Origin of the sequence: Streptomyces sp. NBC_01750 (genome assembly GCF_035918095.1) — a bacterium.
Lineage (GTDB): Bacteria > Actinomycetota > Actinomycetes > Streptomycetales > Streptomycetaceae > Streptomyces.
The window spans coordinates 5561323-5577049 of the sequence record NZ_CP109137.1 but is presented as its reverse complement, the minus strand read 5'-3'; the positions used below and the strand labels follow the sequence as shown (position 1 = coordinate 5577049).

The 15727-nt window shown below is 70.1% G+C and carries 18 protein-coding genes; 8 read left to right on the top strand and 10 right to left on the bottom strand.

Annotation, left to right across the window (positions count from 1 at the left end):
- Window positions 1–28 precede the first annotated feature (28 nt).
- From OG966_RS25425 to OG966_RS25410, 4 genes are all read left to right on the top strand, one after another.
- Window positions 29–1621: an ATP-binding protein gene (locus OG966_RS25425; protein WP_326652159.1), complete on the top strand. Its 1593-nt coding sequence runs from the start codon at window positions 29–31 to the stop codon at window positions 1619–1621.
- On the top strand, window positions 1618–2253 hold the full coding sequence (locus tag OG966_RS25420) for a hypothetical protein (protein WP_326652158.1): 636 nt from the start codon (window positions 1618–1620) through the stop codon (window positions 2251–2253). The genes OG966_RS25425 and OG966_RS25420 overlap by 4 nt, the downstream gene beginning before the upstream one ends.
- Before the next feature lie 136 nt (window positions 2254–2389).
- On the top strand, window positions 2390–2959 hold the full coding sequence (locus tag OG966_RS25415) for a VanZ family protein (protein ID WP_326652157.1): 570 nt from the start codon (window positions 2390–2392) through the stop codon (window positions 2957–2959).
- Window positions 2960–3050: 91 nt separating this feature from the next.
- The gene (locus OG966_RS25410; RefSeq protein ID WP_326652156.1) at window positions 3051–3251 is read left to right on the top strand and encodes a PspC domain-containing protein; all 201 of its coding nucleotides are present in this window, start codon (window positions 3051–3053) and stop codon (window positions 3249–3251) included.
- Between the two features lie 173 nt (window positions 3252–3424).
- On the opposite strand, the gene OG966_RS25405 is transcribed toward OG966_RS25410, so the two are convergent.
- The 3 genes from OG966_RS25405 to OG966_RS25395 form a co-directional block, all read right to left on the bottom strand.
- A complete protein-coding gene (locus OG966_RS25405; protein ID WP_326652155.1) occupies window positions 3425–4201 on the bottom strand; it encodes a hypothetical protein in 777 nt (258 codons plus the stop codon).
- Window positions 4202–4283: 82 nt separating this feature from the next.
- Window positions 4284–4550, bottom strand: a complete 267-nt coding sequence (locus tag OG966_RS25400) for a hypothetical protein (protein WP_326652154.1) — start codon at window positions 4548–4550, stop codon at window positions 4284–4286.
- Between the two features lie 128 nt (window positions 4551–4678).
- Window positions 4679–5833, bottom strand: coding sequence for an adenosine deaminase (locus tag OG966_RS25395; RefSeq protein WP_326652153.1), 1155 nt, complete (start codon window positions 5831–5833; stop codon window positions 4679–4681).
- A gap of 295 nt (window positions 5834–6128) precedes the next feature.
- Between OG966_RS25395 and OG966_RS25390 the strand changes: the two genes are divergently transcribed.
- A complete protein-coding gene (locus tag OG966_RS25390) occupies window positions 6129–6809 on the top strand; it encodes an alpha/beta hydrolase (RefSeq protein ID WP_326655361.1) in 681 nt (226 codons plus the stop codon).
- Window positions 6810–6880: 71 nt separating this feature from the next.
- Here OG966_RS25390 and OG966_RS25385 read toward each other — a convergent pair whose 3' ends face one another.
- From OG966_RS25385 to OG966_RS25365, 5 genes are all read right to left on the bottom strand, one after another.
- The gene (locus OG966_RS25385; protein WP_326652152.1) at window positions 6881–7234 is read right to left on the bottom strand and encodes a hypothetical protein; all 354 of its coding nucleotides are present in this window, start codon (window positions 7232–7234) and stop codon (window positions 6881–6883) included.
- A gap of 120 nt (window positions 7235–7354) precedes the next feature.
- Window positions 7355–8305 carry a hypothetical protein gene (locus OG966_RS25380; protein WP_326652151.1) on the bottom strand — a complete coding sequence of 317 codons (951 nt, stop codon included), beginning with the start codon at window positions 8303–8305 and terminating at the stop codon, window positions 7355–7357.
- The gene (locus tag OG966_RS25375; RefSeq protein WP_326652150.1) at window positions 8302–8925 is read right to left on the bottom strand and encodes an alpha/beta hydrolase; all 624 of its coding nucleotides are present in this window, start codon (window positions 8923–8925) and stop codon (window positions 8302–8304) included. The genes OG966_RS25380 and OG966_RS25375 overlap by 4 nt, the downstream gene beginning before the upstream one ends.
- Before the next feature lie 258 nt (window positions 8926–9183).
- Window positions 9184–9624, bottom strand: a complete 441-nt coding sequence (locus tag OG966_RS25370; RefSeq protein WP_326652149.1) for a hypothetical protein — start codon at window positions 9622–9624, stop codon at window positions 9184–9186.
- Between the two features lie 228 nt (window positions 9625–9852).
- Window positions 9853–10815, bottom strand: a complete 963-nt coding sequence (locus tag OG966_RS25365; RefSeq protein WP_326652148.1) for a LysR family transcriptional regulator — start codon at window positions 10813–10815, stop codon at window positions 9853–9855.
- 62 nt (window positions 10816–10877) lie between these two features.
- Between OG966_RS25365 and OG966_RS25360 the strand changes: the two genes are divergently transcribed.
- The 3 genes from OG966_RS25360 (at window position 10878) to OG966_RS25350 (ending at window position 14035) form a co-directional block, all read left to right on the top strand.
- Window positions 10878–12161, top strand: coding sequence for an MFS transporter (locus tag OG966_RS25360; RefSeq protein ID WP_326652147.1), 1284 nt, complete (start codon window positions 10878–10880; stop codon window positions 12159–12161).
- Between the two features lie 106 nt (window positions 12162–12267).
- Entirely contained in the window at window positions 12268–12969 is a 702-nt protein-coding gene (locus tag OG966_RS25355) for a L,D-transpeptidase family protein (RefSeq protein WP_326652146.1), read from the top strand.
- Window positions 12970–13036: 67 nt separating this feature from the next.
- Complete coding sequence (locus OG966_RS25350; RefSeq protein WP_326652145.1) at window positions 13037–14035, top strand: sigma-70 family RNA polymerase sigma factor; 999 nt, start codon at window positions 13037–13039, stop codon at window positions 14033–14035.
- Between the two features lie 20 nt (window positions 14036–14055).
- Here OG966_RS25350 and OG966_RS25345 read toward each other — a convergent pair whose 3' ends face one another.
- Entirely contained in the window at window positions 14056–14340 is a 285-nt protein-coding gene (locus tag OG966_RS25345) for an STAS domain-containing protein (protein WP_326652144.1), read from the bottom strand.
- Window positions 14341–14401: 61 nt separating this feature from the next.
- Window positions 14402–15679: a thymidine phosphorylase gene (locus OG966_RS25340; protein WP_326652142.1), complete on the bottom strand. Its 1278-nt coding sequence runs from the start codon at window positions 15677–15679 to the stop codon at window positions 14402–14404.
- Window positions 15680–15727 lie beyond the last annotated feature (48 nt).

The following is a 15727-nucleotide window of genomic DNA, read 5'->3' as shown; positions in this document are numbered from 1 at the left end:
CCGCGACGCCCATGGACGGAACAGCCGGGTGACCACTGCCGCCAAGCGCGCGATCCTCGCCGGACTCCGCTGGACGAGCCTGAGGCTCCGACTTGTCGTCGTCTTCGCGCTGGTCGCGCTGACCGCCGCGGTGTCCGCCTCGGGCATCGCGTACTGGCTCAACCGCGAAGCCGTGCTGACCCGTACCCAGGACGCGGCGCTCGGGGACTTCCGGCAGGAGATGCAGAACCGGGCGGCGGCGCTGCCGCTGCGTCCGACGCAGAACGAACTCCAGAAGGCGGCCGAGCAGATGGCGGGCGGCAGCGCCGGCTACAGCGTGCTGCTCATCGGCGAGCGCGCCAAGGGCAAGCCGATCGTCGGTACGTCCGACCCGGACAGTTTCACGCTCGACGACGTACCGGCGAGACTGCAGGAAGCGGTGAACCAGCGGCAGGACGTCGGGGCCGGCAACTCCGTCCCGTACCACCTGTACTGGCAGCGCACCGAGCGCAACGGCAAGCCCCATCTCGTCGGCGGCACCAGGATCGTCGGCGGCGGGCCGACCGGCTACGTCTTCAAGTCACTGGACCAGGAGCGTCAGGACCTCAACTCGCTCGCCTGGTCGCTGGCGATCGCCACCGCGCTGGCCCTCGTCGGCTCCGCGCTGCTCGCGCAGGCCGCGGCCACGACCGTTCTCAAGCCCGTGCACCGGCTGGGTGAGGCGGCGCGGCGGCTCGGCGAGGGCAAGCTCGACACCCGGCTGCGGGTCTCCGGCACGGACGAACTGGCCGAGCTGGCAAGGACGTTCAACAAGACCGCGGAATCGCTGGAGAAGAAGGTCGCGGACATGAGTGCGCGGGAGGAGTCCAGCCGTCGCTTCGTCGCCGACATGTCGCACGAACTGCGCACCCCGCTGACCGCGCTCACCGCCGTCACCGAGGTGCTCGAGGACGAGGCCGACAGCCTCGACCCGATGATCGCGCCCGCCGTGAACCTGGTGGTGAGCGAGACCCGGCGGCTGGGCGATCTGGTGGAGAACCTGATGGAGGTCACCCGCTTCGACGCGGGCACGGCCCGGCTCGTACTGGACACGGTGGACGTCGCCGACCAGGTCACCGCCTGCATCGACGCGCGCGCCTGGCTCGACGCGGTGGATCTGGACGCCGAGCGCGGGATCATCGCGCTGCTCGATCCGCGCCGGCTCGATGTGATCCTGGCCAATCTGATCGGCAACGCACTCAAGCACGGCGGCTCGCCGGTACGGGTGTCGGTGCGGCCGGTCGACCACGAGCTGCTGATCGAGGTCCGCGACCACGGGCCCGGCATCCCCGAGGACGTACTGCCGCATGTCTTCGACCGCTTCTACAAGGCGAGCGCCTCACGGCCGCGCTCCGAGGGCAGCGGTCTCGGGCTGTCGATCGCGATGGAGAACGCCCATATCCACGGCGGCGACATCACCGCAGCCAACTCCGCGGACGGGGACGGTGCGGTGTTCGTACTGCGGCTGCCGCGCGACGCCTCGTCGCTGAGGGACGGCGACGGCCACGGCGGCACGGACCCGGACGCCGGTACGGACCCCGACACCGACGGCGACGCGGACCGGGGCCGCGCCGACGGCCGTGGAGAGGAAGACGCCCAGTGACGCCGAGGAGCCGTACCCGGCGGGCGGCAGTGTCACTCGCCGTACTCGTGGGCGTCGTTGTGCTCGGCGGCTGCGGGATCAGGACCACCCAGGTGCCGGTCGACGCCGGGCCCGCGCCCTCGCGGGTGCCCTGCGAGGTGTCCGCGGAGAGCATCACCCCCCAGACACAGCAGCAGGGTGTCCCGGTCCGCGTCTACCTGGTCTGCGCCTCGCAGCTGGAGTCCGTGGACCGTACGGCGCGGATCCCCGGGGTGAAGGACGTCGACAGCCGCGTACGGGTCGCGCAGGCGCTCCTCGACGAGCTCGAGAAGGAGCCCTCGCCCCCGGAACACGAGGCCGGCTTCGCCACGTACGTACGCGGGCCGCTGGTCCTGACGGCTGCGCGCAAGGGCGATCCCGCGGGCACCCTGCGCCTCAGCCGCCAGCCGGAGGATCTGCCGGCGCCGGCACTGGCCCAGATCGTCTGCACCTTCGCGGAGAGCAGGGCCGCCGCCACGGGCGGTTCGGTGCTGCTCGGCGGGCCCGGGGAGTACGCGCCCCGGGCGTACCAGTGCTCCGCCGGGATCAAGGAACGGCCGGATGAGGCGGTGCCGACGCTCGGCGCGCTCCCGTCGTCCTCCGCCGCTCCCTGAGCAACGTCGCAGCCCCGTCCGGAGCCTGGTCCGGAGCCGGTTCGAAAGCCGGTTCGGGATGGGGTTCAGGGGCGGGTTCCGCTTCCTCTTAGAAGCTCGCGGAACCGATCCCGGCGAAGCGTGCGTCTTGGGGGGCGTGCAGCGTCAAGGTCCGGTCGGCAGTGCCGCCATCCGCTTCCGCGCGGCGGGGGTCATCCTCCTCCTCGCGCATCTGCTGCTCGTTTCCTGGCTGACGCTGCGCCCACTGGACGTGGTGTGGGTGACGGCCGCGAATCTCGAGCCGCTCGCCGGGATAAAGGCGGATCTGGCGATGGGCCCTGTGGAAGCCGCGCGCCGCATCGGCGAAGGCCTGCTGCTGCTGGCCCCGCTCGGCATACTGCTGCCGATGGCGGGCGGCCGGCTCACCGTCTCTCCGCTGGCATCGATGGCCCGTACGGTCGCGGCCGGGGCGCTGCTGTCGCTCGGCATCGAACTGCTGCAGACCGGGGTGCCCGGACAGGTCGTCGATGTGGACTCCCTGCTGCTGAACACTGCCGGGGTGGCGCTGGCCCATCTGGCCTTCGTGCCCGCGGGCCGGGCCCGGCTCCGCCGCAGGCAGGGGCGGGCGGCCGCGGGCTCCACCCGGCAGCGGCACGGCACGATGCTGCGGGAGGAGTCGTCTCAGGGGCCGACCCCGACGATTCCAAGGGTCGGGATCGCACCGTAGAGCGACGCTTCGACCCCCTTCGCGAAGCCACTATGGATGCATCGGGAGCACAACAGACGCTCCCCAACAGGTTCTCGCGAAGGAGCCCACCATGGCCGCACTTGTCCGCCCCCGAGACGGACGCATGATCGGTGGAGTGTGCGGGGCGCTGGCACGGCGCTTCGGCACCTCCGCGACCACGATGCGTGTGATCTTCCTGCTCTCATGTCTGCTGCCCGGCCCGCAGTTCCTGCTCTACCTGGCGCTGTGGGTGCTGCTGCCGTCCGAGAAAGCCGCCGGCACTGCCTGGTAGCAGGCCCGGACGCCGGTAGCAGGTCGGCACGGCCCGGTCGTACACCGGCACCGCCCGGTCGTACACCGGCACCGCCCGGTCGTACACCGGCACGGCCCGGTCGTACACCGGCACCGCCCGGTCGTACACCGGCACCGCCCGGTCGTACACCGGCACCGCGCCGGTGTGAGCAGTCAGCCGGCAAGCACCTGGGCGACCTTCGCCAGCTGTTTGTCGGCGACCTCCTGAGGGACGCGCGGCGGTGTGCGCCGCGCGAGGTCCAGCGCCATGAAACGCGCCACGGTCGCTCCCTTGCGGACCACGACCATGTGGATCGGGGCCACGGCGCCCTCGTTGGTCCCGACGGTGGTCCAGCTGACCGTCTCGTCGGCGCCGCGGGTGGTGAAGGCCGCGGCCTTCACCTCGCGGTAGGCGCCGCTGCGGCCGTCGAGGGTCGCACCGAAGCCGCCGCCGCACGCCGCCACCGCCGACTTGAGTCCGGCCATCAGCTTGCCGGCGTCGGCCCGGCTGTACGAACTGAGCGAGGCGGAGACCGCCAGTCCGAGGTTCTTGAGGGAGCCGAGACCGCGACTGACGGTGCGGTCGGCCTGCGGGCTCGGCCTGTCGCCCATGGCATCGGCGAGCGGCTGGCACTGCGGCTTGTCGGAGGCGGGCTGACCGGAGGGCGCGAGCGCGCTCTTCCCCGAGGACACCTGGAAGCCGGCCAGATCGCCGGTGGCCAGTGCGGCCCGCTCCAACTGCGGCCCGTTGAGCGGCGCGGACGCATCGCTGCCGCTGCCTCCACCCTTGCCCGTATCGGTACCCGTACCTGTACCTGCGGACGTCGCCGTGGACGCGGGCGTGTCCGTGTCCTTGGCGGGGCGCCCGTCGACGCCACTCGTACAGGCCGTGGCCAGCAGGAGCGCGGGGACGGTGGCAAGTGTGGTCAGTCCTGCGGTCTTCACGCGCATGGCCGCGATCCTGGCACAAGCGAAGTGGGTGTACACCCGATTCGGGTGTACACCCACCTCTTGTGTACGGAGCCGGCGTACGTCAGCTGAGGCCGGGCAGGCCACCGCCGGCCGGCAGACCGCCGGCGAGCGGAAGGCCGCCCAGCAGCCCACCGACCGGGTCGACGGCCTGGTCGGTGGGCAGCGCCTGGGGGGCGCCCGCCGGAAGCTTGGTGAGCGCATCGTGGACCGGCACGACACTGGGGACGGAGTCGGGGACGGGGACGGCGGCGGCCGTGCCGGCGGCGGCAGCGGCAAAGGCGGCGCCGACGACGGCGACACCGAGAGTCTTGGCAGCAGACTGCTTCATCAGGGATGAGTCCTTGGGACGGGGATTATGAGCGACTCTGCAAGCTAGCCACGCTCGCACAGGGGTCGCAAATACCACGAAGCGGCCGGAAGTTGACATTCCCAGCCGCTTCGGTATAGGTGTCGCGATCAGCTGCCACCGTGGGAAGAATCGCTGGTCGTGGCGGTCTGCCGGAACAGCCACTCGGACTTCAGCTCGGCGTATCCGGGCTTGATCACATCGCTGATCATCGCCAGTCGTTCATCGAAAGGAATGAACGCCGACTTCATCGCATTGACGGTGAACCACTGCATGTCGTCGAGGGTGTATCCGAAGGTCTCGGTCAGCAGCTCGAATTCGCGGCTCATGCTCGTACCACTCATCAGCCGGTTGTCGGTGTTGACCGTCGCCCTGAAGTGCAGCCTGCGCAGCAGGCCGATGGGGTGTTCGGCGTACGAAGCGGCCGCGCCGGTCTGCAGGTTGGACGTCGGGCACAGCTCCAGGGGGATGCGCTTGTCCCGTACGTACGAGGCGAGCCGCCCGAGTTTCACACTGCCGTCATCGGCGACCGTGATGTCGTCGATGATCCGCACGCCGTGCCCGAGCCGGTCGGCGCCGCACCACTGGAGCGCCTGCCAGATCGACGGGAGCCCGAAGGCCTCGCCCGCGTGAATCGTGAAGTGGTTGTTCTCCCTCTTCAGGAACTCGAAGGCGTCGAGGTGGCGAGTGGGCGGGAAGCCCGCCTCGGCGCCGGCGATGTCGAAGCCGACGACGCCCATATCCCGGTAGCGGTTGGCCAGTTCGGCGATCTCCAGGGCGCGAGCGGCGTGCCGCATCGCGGTGAGCAGGGCGCCGACACGGATACGGTGGCCGCTCTCGCGGGCCAGTCGCTCGCCTTCGCGGAAGCCGGCGTTGACCGCCTCGACGACCTCTTCGAGGCTCAGGCCGGCTTCCAAGTGCTGCTCGGGTGCGTACCTGACCTCGGCGTAGACGACTCCGTCCTCGGCAAGGTCCTCGGCGCACTCGGCGGCGACGCGGAAGAGCGCCTCGCGGGTCTGCATGACGGCGCAGGTGTGCGCGAAGGTCTCCAGATAGCGCTCCAGCGAGCCGGAGTAGGCCGCCTCGTGGAACCAGATTCCGAGCTTGTCCGGCTCGGTCTCGGGGAGCTCGTCGTAGCCCGTCTCGCGGGCGAGGTCGATGATCGTGCCCGGTCGCAGCCCGCCGTCGAGGTGGTCGTGGAGGAGCACCTTCGGAGCGCGGCGGATCTGGTCCGCGGAGGGCGTATTGAGGGTCTGGCTCGTCATCTGCGCACTCTACGCCCTACGCGCGTAGAGAGCGCCCCCTCACCTCGCCCGTCGATACATAACAGTGACCGTGCGGACGGGTTGCGTACACCTGTCCTTCTGAGAATGTTCTGCCATGGCACACCACGCACTGCCCCTGTGGTGGGGGCGTCCGGCCGATGAGGCCGGAGGAGCGGAAACCCGCCGTGAGGCGACCGTGGCAAGGGCAGCGCGAGGGAGCCGTACCCCGCCGCGCGCCCGCCTCGGACGCGCGAGCGGCGGGCGCGTCGCCGGGCAGGACTCCGCGGTCTGCGGGGTGGTACTGCTGCTGCCGGACGGCGAGCCGGAGTCCTTGCGCAGACCGTCCCGGCTCTCGTACACGGCGGCACTGCCGCTGGGCCGCACGCTGGCCCGGGTGGGCCGCGCGGACGGGCTGGTGGTGCACCGGGTCCGTTACCGCTGCCGCGGCTGGAACGGTCCGGACGCGCATCTCGCGGCCGACGCGACATGGGCGGTGGACGAGGTGGTACGCCGCTACGGCGACGTCCCGGTGTGCCTCACCGGCCACGGCATGGGCGGCCGCGCGGCTCTGCACGCGGCGGGCCACCCGGCCGTCAACTCCGTGCTGGCGCTGGCCCCTTGGCTGCCGGAGGACGATGTGGCGGCCACACCGGAGCCGGTGAAGCAGCTGGCGGGGAAGCATGTGCTGATCGTGCACGGCACGAATGACGCGCGCACGGACCCGGAGCTCTCGTTCCGCCTGGCCGAACGCGCGAAGAAGTCCAACCGCGACGTCTGCCGCTTCGAGGTCCACTCGGACGGCCACGCGCTGCGCCAGCACCACGAGGAAGTCCGGGCGCTGGCGGCGGACTTCGTGCTGGGCGCGCTCTTCACCAGGACGTACGCCCGCCCGGTGGCGGACGCGCTTGCGGCGCCACCGCCGCTGGGCCTGCGGATGCCACTGGCGGCGGGCTTCGGCCGCGCACTGCGGCGGTAGCGCCTGCGGGCGCTGCAGGTCGCTGCGCAGCTGGTGCTCCTGCCGGCAATCACGCCCCTGGTTTCTCAGGCTCAGGGGAAGCTGAGCGCCACGATCACCGCGAAGGCCTCCAGCAGGATCTGCAGGGCGAAGGCGGCCGTGCGCAGCTCATGCAACCGCCGCGTACGTGCGGGAAGGGCAATGGTCACCACACAGGCAAGGACCACGCCGATCACCGTCCACGAGAAGGTGCCCGCGGGCCAGGGAGAGCAGCCGTCATCGCCGTAGGTCAAGCACCTCGATCCCCGCTCGGTGGACAGCGCGAGAATTCCGGCCATGAACACCGCCGGGATCAGCAAGACGGCGGAGTTCAGGGACCATCTGCGGATGTCGGGGGGTGTGGCCGTGGTGGGCTGCGCAGCGGGTGGGGGCGGCGTCGGGTTCATGGCCTTGATCCAACCTTTGGCTGCCGCGCTGCCGTATCCGCGCCGGTACTCAGGAAGTACGCCCTGCGTACTCAGTAATGCTTGACCGTCTGAACCGTCTGGGACTACTCGCAGAAACGATCACGCGTCGGCGACAGCCATTGGTGCGGCTGGGGTCGTCACAGCGACTCTGATACCGCCGGTAGCCGCCGGAACGACCTGTGCCAGACTGCCATCCTCGGAGAAGCGCGCGATCAAAGCGGAGGCCGCTTCCGGAGGAGCGACATCGCGTACAGCCCAGCCGGTCCCCGCGAAGTACTCTCGGGCCCGCCGCATCGCCTGCAGCATCTGGTCCGGGGCGCACGGCGCCGTCGACCAGGCATGGTGGATCGAGACGTCCCCGTCGCTCTCCTCGACCACCCGCAGCTCCCTGTCCAGCCGCGTCGGGGCGTACGGGACCTGGAGCGCGTCGTAGATCCGGCTGGAGTGGCGGAGGACCCGGCGATGAGGCTCGGGGTCGGTCCGGGTGGAGGCTGGGCTCGCGCCGGCCGTCTCGGATCCCGCCACGGGGTCGAAGCAGGGCGAGGTCACCGTGATCGCGGCAAGGCCGTCGCCCTTGGCGCGGTCCACGACACCGGCGACGGCACCCATCCAGAAGTCGTCGGTCTTAGTGCGCATGTCGACCGAGGGGAACGGGTCGGACCAGTCTCCGTCCCCGTCCGAGGACTGAAACTCGTACCCCTGCTTCACCCAGGCGTCCCGTGCCTGCCTCACCAGATTCTTGGCCTCGGTACCCGGCACACCCGTTAGTTGGTAGGAAAGGCTGAGCTGCGCCCGCTCGCGGGAGTCGTGGTCGTCTGCGACGCATGCGCCGACGGCGGAGGGCCCGATCTGCCTAAGAATCGGCTTGGGCGACATGCCGTCCACCGCTTGGCGAACGATCTCCCCGGCCCGCTGGGTTGCCTGCTGCTCGTCCATGCTGACCTGCTTCACATCCGTGCCTGTATCGCTGTTCCCTTGAGCTCCACACGCCGTCACCGCGACCGTCATGGCCAGCAGCGTCGCAATGGACACCCTTCTGGTCGCTGTCACGGCTGTCCTCCGGTCACGATCTTGGCCATCCCTCGTAGGGAAGCTCCGTCCCAGTACTGCGAGTGGGCGGGAGTCCCGTTCAGACCCCAGTCCCCGCCATCGGCGACCTTGAACGTCCGCCCGCCGAAGTCGTCGCTGGTCGGATCGTAACCGTAGAGGATTGAGTGATCGTCGAAGAGCCGCATGTATGCCTTCGGGTTCAGGGGCGCCAAGGTGCCCGCATTCGGCGGGGCAAGGTTGATGAGGTCATTCTCGGCTGTCGCCGAGAACACCTGGTCGGCCGGAATATGCAGGTCCTTCGCGTGATCCACACCCACGCCCGGGCTGCCCACGAAAATGGCCTTGTCCACCGGCAGGTCAGGGTGGTCCCGCATGGTCTCGCCGGCAACCAACGTGCCATAACTGTGGCCTAGGACAGTGGAGTTCACCTCCCCGGCATGAGCTGCGTCGATCCCGGTCAGGAAGTCGTTCAGCGGCTCCCGCGCGTTGTCGGCCCACGTCGTTTCGGTGGCATCGCTCAGCACGCTCTGCGGGGCGTCGTAACCGAGCCACAGGATCGACGCCGTCTGGTGGGCAGGATCGGCGATCGTGGCCGGCCTTGGGAGCCTCCGCCAGCGCATCCTTGAGCCTCTTCTGCGGGCCGGCGAGTTCGCTGGCGAGTCCGTTGAGGGCGGTGCGGATGAGTCCGCACTCGGTGTGGATGTACTGGTAGTTGCGGCTGAGCCGGGCCAGATCGCCGATGGCAGCATCGGCGGTGTGGCCCTTCTGGGTCTCGCGCAGCTTGCCGAGCATTTCGTTGTCGACGCGGTCCTTGGCGGCGTTGGCGCGGCTGGAGACCTTGCCCCAGCCGTCCGCCGCGTCCTCGTACTCCTTGGTATTCAGCTTCTCCAGCTGCTCCCAGGTGATCGCCTCGGCCCCCCGGTCCCGCCCTCGAAGGTCCGCTTGGTCGTGACCTCGCGCTCGCCGAACTCCTTGCCCGCGCTCCTGAGGGAGCCCTCGAGCCGCCCGCACTCGTCGCGGACGGCGGTGAGACGCATCTTCCAGGAGGTCAGGACCTCGCTCATCGCCTTGGTGCTGTCCAACCCTGCGGTGCTCTTCGCCTCGACCTTGGCAGCGGTCTCCAGTTCGGTCAGCGCGGAGGCCGAGGACGTGTGCAGCGCACCGGCTACACCCGACGCGCGGGTCCAGGGCCCCTGGCTGGCCTTGTGGTCCGGGCCGCCCTTGCCGCTGTCTCCCGGCGCGTTCGCGGACGCCAGAGTCATCGTTGCCCCGGAGCTGTCCGCGTCGAAAAGCTCCTGCCATCTGGCGCTGAGCGCCATGAAGTGCCCCCCGTGGTCGTTTTGTTACTCCCGGGGAACTTAGCAACAGGAGAGTCTCCGAGGGACGAAAGGGCCCGGAGATGAGTACCAGTACCTAGAAGAATGAGCATGCAACGTCGGGCCGGTCAGGGTCCCGGAGTTCGCACCAGACTGTTGGTGGACGGTGACGGGGGTGCCTTCGCGGAGGTGGCTGATGACGTTGCTCAGCAACTCGCCGGAAACTGACCCTCACTCCGGCAGCAAGCGCCCCCGTCGCGACAGCAAGAACTTCTTGAATGCCGCCACCGGAGCCGTGTCCGGGTGGCCGTCCAGCCATGCGACGCCGATCTCCCGTACCGCACGCGGCGCCGTCACCGTCAGTTCCACGACGCCCGGGCGGGCCACCGCCGGTGGCGGGAGCAGGGCCACGCCCAGGCCCGCAGCCACCAGGCCGCGCAAGGTCTCCGCCTCCTCGCCCTCGAAGGCGATCCGTGGCGTGAAGCCCACCTCCGCGCACAGGTCGTCGGTGATGCGCCGCAGGCCGTAACCCGGCTCCAGGGTCACGAAGGTTTCGTCGGCCGCCTCTGCCAGGCGGATCCGCTTGCGGCCCGCCAGACGGTGGTCGTCCGGCACGACCAGCCGTAGCCGCTGTTCGTCCAGGCGCCGGGCCACCAGGTCCGGCGCGTCCGGGACCGGTGAGGTCAGGCACAGGTCGAGATCCCCCGCGCGCAGGCGCTCGAGCATCGCCTCGCCGTAGTTCTGGACGAGCGTGAACCGGATACGCGGATGGTCGGCGCGGAAGGCCCTGATCAGCCCCGGCACCGTCTCGGAGCCCATCGTGTGCAGAAACCCGAACGCGACCTTGCCCCCGCTCGGGTCCGCGTCCGCCTGCACCGACTCCGCCGCCCGTTCCACCTCCGCCAGGGCCCGCTCCACGGAGGTGAGGAAGGTGCGGCCGGCCGGGGTGAGCGACACCGTACGGCCCTTGCGGGCGAACAAGGTGACCCCCAGGTCCTCCTCGAGCCGCACGATCGCCCGCGACAGCGTGGACTGCGGGACGCCCATCTCCTGCGCGGCTCGCGTCACATGCTCGTGGCGGGCGACCCCGGCGAAGTACGCGAGACGCGGAGCAAGCAGCAGCGCTGTGTCCCTTGCGTATTCTTCGTAACTGCCTGGTGACAGCCGAGGCTGTGAGCTGTGTTGATGCGCCATGGGAACGATTATTGCAATTTCATGCATTGGACGCATGAAAAGTGGCGGCCTACTTTTGGCGCATGCCTCCTGCCAGTACCAAGGCGCCCACCACCGTGGGCGCCGCCCCGCTGTCCCCTTCGCCCTCCCCCACACTCCTCGCCCCGGGCGGCCCCGGTTACCGCCGCATGAGCTTCGCGCTCTTCGCCGCCGGTGTGGCCACCTTCGCCCTCCTCTACTCCACGCAGGCGCTGCTGCCCGCCGTCTCCGCCGGCTTCGGCGTGAGCGCGAGCGCCGCCAGCTGGACGGTCTCCGCCGCGACGGGCGCGCTGGCGCTGTGCGTCCTGCCGCTGAGCGCTCTCTCCGAGCGCTACGGGCGGCGCACCGTGATGACCGCCTCGCTCGCGGTCGCCGTCGCGGTCGGGCTGCTCGTGCCGTTCGCGCCGAGCCTGGAGTGGCTGGTGGCGCTGCGCGCCGTGCAGGGTGCGGCGCTCGCCGGTCTGCCGGCGTCGGCGATGGCATATCTCGCCGAGGAGGTACGGCCCAAGGCGCTGGTCGCCGCGATCGGCCTGTTCGTGGCGGGCAACAGCATCGGCGGCATGAGCGGCCGGATCGTCACCGGCTGGGTGGCACAGCTGTGGGGCTGGCGCGCGGCGCTCGGCGCGGTCGGCCTGTTGGCGCTGGCGTGCGCGCTGGTCTTCCGCGCCATGCTCCCCAAGGCCCGTAATTTCACGCCCGGTTCGCTCAACCCGCGCGCCCTGGCGAAGACGGTCCGCGGCCATCTGGCCGACCCGCTGCTGCTGCGGCTGTACGCGATCGGCGCGCTGTTCATGACCGTCTTCGGCGCGGTCTACACGGTGATCGGCTACCGCCTGGTCGAGGCGCCCTTCAACCTCCCCCAGGGCATCATCGGTTCGATCTTCCTGGTCTATCTGGTCGGTACGGTCTCCTCCGCCGCGGCCGGAAAGCTCGTCGCCCGGCTCGGCCGCCGTGGCGCGCTCTACCTGGCGGTCACCACCACCACCGCGGGCCTGCTGCTCTCGCTGGCGGACTCGCTGCCCGCCGTGCTGCTCGGCCTGGTCCTGATCACCGCGGGTTTCTTCGCGGGCCACGCGGTCGCCTCGTCCTCGGTGAGCCGTACGGCCAGGACTGGCCGCGCTCAGGCATCGGCGCTCTACCAGTCCGCGTACTACCTCGGCAGCAGCGTGGGCGGCACGCTCGGCGCGGTCGCCTTCCACTCCGGCGGCTGGGCGGGGACGGTGCTGCTGGGTCTGCTCGCGGTCCTCGGCGTCGTATCGATCACGCTGTACGGGACCCGGGTGGCGCGGGCCGAGCACCGGCTGGTGCTCGCTGCGGCCCAGCGCTGAAATAAACACAGAAATCCGCACAACTCCAACTCCCCGGCGTGCGTCCAACGGGCAGGCATATCGCAACTGCGCGGTGCACGGAGGGGAGTTGGTGGCTGTGAGGGGCATGACGAGGGGTACACACCGCAGACGGGCAGGCGTCGTGCTCGGTCTGACCGGACTGGTGGTTCCGCTGACCATGGCACTGGGCAGCGCGCCCGCGCAGGCGGCGTCGTGCACGACGTCCACGGGCCCGTACCAGAAGCAGGTGGAGAAGTTCCTGGGCCGCCCGGTGGACGGGAAGCAGTCGGCGGCCGACTGCAAGGCGATCCGGACCTTCCAGGGCTGGCACGGCATCAAGCCGACCATCGGGTACGCGGGCGAGATCACCTGGCGCACCATGAACACGATCCTCCAGCAGCGGGCGGCCGGAAAGACCCCGAACAAGGCGGGCAGGTGCCCGACCAACAAGGGCCGTATCGCGTGCGTGGACCTCACTCGCCAGCTGACGTGGATCCAGGACGGCAAGAAGCTGAAGTACGGCCCGGTGCCGGTGCGCACGGGCAAGAACGGCACCGAGACCCGTACCGGCTCGAAGAAGATCTATCAGCGGAGCATCAAACACTGGTCGACCCTCTACCGCGTATGGATGCCGTACTCGCAGTTCTTCGACGGCGGACAGGCCTTCCACTCCACGACGAAGTCGATGTACAACCCGCCCGGCTCCGGGGGCTGCGTCAACATGCGCCCCGCGGATGCGAAGGCATACTGGAATCTTCTGAAGAACGGCGACGACGTGTACGTCTACGGGCGCAAGCCCGGAACCTGACCCCGTTGTCAGTGCCCTCCTGTAGGTTCCGAAGGGCTGGGGCCGATGGGCGACAGGGGTGGACCCTATGAGTGATCTGGCAACGACACAGGACCTGGATTCCAGGCTGGAGCAGCACCGCAGGGAGCTGACCGGCTACTGCTACCGCATGCTCGGCTCCGCCTTCGAGGCGGAGGACGCGGTCCAGGACACGATGGTCCGGGCCTGGCGGAACTTCGAGAAGTTCGAGGGGCGCTCCTCGCTGCGCTCGTGGCTCTACCGCATCGCGACGAACGTCTGCCTCGACATGCTGAGCGCGGGCAACCGCCGGGCCCGCCCGATGGACCTCACGTCCGCCACGCCCGTGGCCCAGGCACAGCTCAACGCCCGTCCGGAGATCACCTGGCTGGAGCCGGTGCCGGACGGGCGGGTGCTGCCGTCCGTCGCGGACCCGGCCGAGACCGCGGTGGAGCGGGAGAGCATCCGGCTCGCGTTCGTCGCCGCGCTGCAGCATCTGCCGCCCAAGCAGCGGGCGGTACTGATCCTGCGCGAAGTCCTGGCGTGGAAGTCCGCCGAGGTGGCCGAGCTGTTGGGTACGACGGTGGCCTCGGTCAACAGCGCGCTGCAGCGGGCGCGGGCGACACTGGCGGAGTCGCAGCCCGCGTCGACCGACGCGGACGATCCGCTCGACGAGGAGCAGAAGAAGCTCCTCGACCGCTATGTCGCGGCCTTCGAGGGGTACGACATGAAGGCGCTCACGGCCCTGCTGCACGAAGACGCGACCATGTCCATGCCGCCCTACGACCTGTGGCTGCGCGGCCACGACGACATCGTGGGCTGGATGCTCGGCGTCGGCGAGGTCTGCCGGGGCTCGAAGCTGGTCCCGACCGTGGCCAATGGCTCGCCGGCGTTCGCGCACTACCACCCGAGCGGGACCGGCGAGGGGTACGAGCCGTGGGCGCTCATCGTCCTGGAGATCAGGAAAGGCATGATCGTCGGGATGGACTTCTTCCTTGACACCAAGCGCTGGTTCCCGCTGTTCGAGTTGCCGACGCGGCTGGACGGGGAGGGCGCTGCCGCGGGCTGACACCCCGTCGTCCACCACCTCTAGACGACGACCTCGCCGAACCCCACCAGATCCAGCAGCGCCAGCAGCTCCGGTCCGGCATTGCGCAGCCGGATCCGACACCCCAGCCGCCGGGCGGTGAGCTGCAGGCGGGCGAGAGCGTTCACAGCGGCCAGATCGGCATGAGTGAGTCCACCGACCTCACAGATCGCCTCCCTGGCACCGCTGCGGATGAGCTGAGCGCCCAACTCCTCGCACAGACGCGGCACATCGGCCGCGGCCACTCTCCCGGCGATGCGCACGACGATCGGCTGTGTGGCGTCCACACCCAACAGACCCCCCGGGCGGCCATAACTCATCGCCATGGCCGCCCCGGGGGCAACAACGTCAGGCGATGCGGTCCAGCACGATCGGGTTCGCGGTGAACTCCGTGCCCGCCGGGGCGATGTCGTACGCCGAGGTCAGCGAGTCCAGCGCGTAGGCGAACTTCTCCGGAGTCTCCGTGTGCAGGGTGAGCAGAGGCTGGCCGGCCGTCACCGTCTCGCCCGGCTTGGCGTGCAGCTCGATGCCCGCGCCCTCCTGGACCGGGTCCTCCTTGCGGGCGCGGCCCGCGCCCAGGCGCCAGGCCGCGACGCCGATGTCGTACGCGTCCAGGCGGGTGAGGACGCCGGAGGAAGGCGCCGTCACCACGTGCTGCTCACGGGCGACGGGCAGTGCGGCGTCGGGGTCGCCGCCCTGGGCCGCGATCATGCGGCGCCAGTGGTCCATCGCCGAACCGTCGGCCAGGGCCTTCTCCGGGTCCGCGTCCTTGATGCCGGCCGCCTCGAGCATCTCGTGGGCCAGCGCGAGGGTCAGCTCGACGACATCGGCGGGGCCGCCGCCCGCCAGCACCTCGACGGACTCGCGGACCTCGAGAGCGTTGCCGGCGGTGAGGCCGAGCGGGGTGGACATGTCGGTGAGCAGCGCGACGGTCTTCACACCGTGGTCGGTGCCGAGTCCCACCATGGTGGAGGCGAGTTCGCGGGCGTCCTCGATGTTCTTCATAAAGGCGCCGGAGCCGACCTTCACATCCAGGACCAGCGAGCCCGTGCCTTCGGCGATCTTCTTCGACATGATCGACGAGGCGATGAGCGGGATGGCCTCGACGGTGCCGGTGACATCGCGGAGCGCGTACAGCTTCTTGTCCGCCGGGGCGAGTCCGTCGCCCGCCGCGCAGATCACGGCGCCGGTGGAGTCCAGGACGTCCAGCATCTCGGCGTTGGAGAGCAGCGCCCGCCAGCCGGGGATGGACTCGAGCTTGTCGAGCGTGCCGCCGGTGTGGCCGAGGCCGCGGCCGCTCAGCTGCGGGACGGCCGCGCCGCACGCGGCGACCAGCGGCGCGAGCGGCAGCGTGATCTTGTCGCCGACGCCGCCCGTGGAGTGCTTGTCGGCGGTCGGGCGGGACAGCGCGTCGAAGTTCATGCGCTCGCCGGACGCGATCATCGCGGCCGTCCAGCGGGCGATCTCCGCACGGTTCATGCCGTTCAGCAGGATGGCCATCGCCAGCGCCGACATCTGCTCGTCGGCGACCTCACCGCGTGTGTAGGCGTCGATGACCCAGTCGATCTGCTCCGGGCTCAGCTCGCCCCGGTCCCGCTTGGTGCGGATGACGGAGATGGCGTCCATGGGATTCCTTCCGGCAAATGAAGTGCGTACACGCGACTCTACGCGCAT